The organism is Streptomyces sp. NPDC057486 (assembly GCF_042802415.1).
Classification (GTDB): domain Bacteria; phylum Actinomycetota; class Actinomycetes; order Streptomycetales; family Streptomycetaceae; genus Streptomyces; species Streptomyces yanii.
This window is the reverse complement of sequence record NZ_JBHVEE010000295.1, coordinates 1-2,506: the sequence shown is the minus strand read 5'-3', so window position 1 is coordinate 2,506 and position 2,506 is coordinate 1. Positions and strand designations below refer to the sequence as shown.

General features: G+C 71.2%; 3 protein-coding genes. All 3 read left to right on the top strand.

Features of this window, described 5'->3' with window-relative positions; genetic code table 11:
- Positions 1 to 123: 123 nt before the first annotated feature.
- The 3 genes from xseA to ACFU6I_RS48395 all read left to right on the top strand — a co-directional run bounded on the left by xseA (position 124) and on the right by ACFU6I_RS48395 (position 2,458).
- Complete coding sequence (xseA, locus tag ACFU6I_RS48405) at positions 124 to 1,335, top strand: exodeoxyribonuclease VII large subunit (RefSeq protein WP_266981991.1); 1,212 nt, start codon at positions 124 to 126, stop codon at positions 1,333 to 1,335.
- 83 nt (positions 1,336 to 1,418) lie between these two features.
- On the top strand, positions 1,419 to 1,676 hold the full coding sequence (locus ACFU6I_RS48400) for an exodeoxyribonuclease VII small subunit (protein WP_266981993.1): 258 nt from the start codon (positions 1,419 to 1,421) through the stop codon (positions 1,674 to 1,676).
- A 191-nt stretch (positions 1,677 to 1,867) separates the two neighbouring features.
- Entirely contained in the window at positions 1,868 to 2,458 is a 591-nt protein-coding gene (locus ACFU6I_RS48395; RefSeq protein WP_384380916.1) for a malonic semialdehyde reductase, read from the top strand.
- The last annotated feature ends 48 nt before the right edge of the window (positions 2,459 to 2,506 follow it).

Below are 2,506 nucleotides of genomic sequence, written 5' to 3'. Positions count from 1 at the left end.
AACGCGGAAGGGGGTCCCCCCTGGCCCTTGAGGCCTTGGGGGAGCGCGTGCCGGGCGGTGCGACGGGGCAAAGCTTGCCGGGAGGGGCACTAGCTGTCCGTGGCGGCGGATACGCTCGCTCGCATGGCTCTCAATACGTCCGCGGAAGCTCCGCTGCCCGTCGGCGAGGTGTCTCGGCTGATCGGGGGATGGATCGACCGGCTCGGCGCCGTCTGGGTCGAGGGGCAGATCACGCAGTTGTCGCGGCGGCCGGGTGCCGGGGTGGTGTTCCTGACGCTGCGCGACCCGTCGCACGACATCTCCGTGAGCGTGACCTGCTTCCGTCAGGTCTTCGACCGGATCGCGGATGTGGTGACGGAGGGTGCGCGGGTCGTCGTCCTCGCCAAGCCCGAGTGGTACGCGCCCCGCGGCCAGCTGTCCCTGCGGGCCACCGAGATACGGCCGGTCGGCATCGGCGAACTGCTGGTCCGGCTGGAGCAGCTGAAGAAGTCCCTGGCCGCGGAGGGGCTCTTCGCCCTGGACCGGAAGAAGCCGCTGCCGTTCCTGCCGCAGCTGATCGGTCTGGTCTGCGGTCGGGCGTCGGCGGCCGAGCGCGACGTGCTGGAGAACGCACGGCGGCGCTGGCCCGCGGTCCGTTTCGAGGTGCGCAACACCGCGGTGCAGGGCGTGCACGCGGTGAACCAGGTGGTCCAGGCGGTGAAGGAGCTGGACAACCTGCCCGATGTCGATGTGATCATCGTGGCGCGCGGCGGCGGCAGCGTGGAGGACCTGCTGCCGTTCTCGGACGAGCAGCTCATCCGTACGGTCGCCGAGTGCCGCAAGCCGGTGGTGTCCGCGATCGGGCACGAGCCGGACTCCCCGCTGCTCGACCTGGTCGCGGATCTGCGGGCGTCCACGCCGACCGACGCGGCGAAGAAGGTCGTGCCGGACGTGGGCGAGGAGCTGGACCGGGTGCAACAGCTGCGGGACCGGGCCCTGCGGACCGTACGAGGGCTGCTCGACCGGGAGGAGCGGGGACTGGCCCATGCGCTCGGCCGGCCCTCCATGCAGCAGCCGCAGCGGATGGTGGACGAGCGTGCGGCGGAGGTCGACGCGCTGACCGGGCGGAGCCGCCGGGTGCTGGGCCATCTGCTGGACCGGGCGGACTCGGAGCTCGCCCACACCCGGGCGCGGGTCGTCGCGCTGTCGCCCGCGGCGACGCTGGAGCGCGGGTACGCGGTGCTGCAGCGGCCGGACGGTCATGTGGTCCGCTCCCCGGCGGACGCCGGGGCGCCGGGCGACGAGCTGCGGGCACGGGTGTCGGAGGGCGAGTTCACCGTACGGGTGGCCGAATGACGCACGCGCCGCCCCGCCGTTCCGGCGCGGACCTGGTTGTCGTACCTCACACGTTGTCGTACCTCACACATAGGGTGGATCACATGACGGACGACGCGACGACGGCACCTGCCGCCACGGACACGCTCGGGTACGAGCAGGCGCGGGACGAGCTGATCGAGGTCGTGCGGCGCCTGGAGGCGGGCGGCACGACGCTGGAGGAGTCGCTCGCGCTGTGGGAGCGCGGCGAGGAGCTGGCCAAGGTGTGCCGGCACTGGCTGCAGGGTGCCCGGGCCCGGCTGGACGAGGCGCTCGCCCAGCCCGGGAAGGAACAGCCGGACGGGCAGGGCGACGCGGGCTGAGCCCGGTCCCGGAATAGTTCCGGCGCGCCCGGTGGTTGTGCGCCTCGTCAGAAGTCGGGGCGGCCGGGCGCACTTCGCACACGATTGTGGAGTGAATCACTCAGGTCAGGTTTTAGTTGAACGTTAACCTACCTCTCGGTTACGGTCGCCGTATCGCTTGATCCGTATTCGCCCGGAAGGTAATTCGCCAGATGTCCCTCGTTCTTGACCCCGCCGCCCAGGACCTCCTCTTCCGTGAGGCCCGCACCGCCAACACCTTCACCGACGAGCCGGTCTCCGAGGAGCAGGTCCAGGCGATCTACGACCTGGTCAAGTACGGCCCGACCGCCTTCAACCAGTCGCCGCTGCGCGTCGTCCTGGTCCGCTCCGACGACGCCCGCGCGCGCCTCGTGAAGCACATGGCCGAGGGCAACCAGCCGAAGACCTCCACCGCCCCGCTGGTCGCGATCCTGGCCGCCGACAACGAGTTCCACGAGGAGCTCCCGGCCCTGATGCCGCACTTCCCGCAGGCCAAGGACGCCTTCTTCTCCGAGCGCCCGGTCCGTGAGTCGTCCGCCGCGCTGAACGCCGCCCTGCAGGCCGCGTACTTCATCCTCGGCGTCCGCGCCGCCGGCCTGGCCGCCGGCCCGATGACCGGCTTCGACGCCGCGGGCATCGAGAAGGAGTTCCTGGACGGCGACCACAGCCTGCTGATGGTCGTCAACATCGGCAAGCCGGGCGAGGACGCCTGGTTCCCGCGCCTGCCGCGTCTCGCCTACGACGAGGTCATCACGACCGTCTGAGGCATTCCTGCCGTACCGAGAAGGGCCCCGGAGCATGTGCTCCGGGGC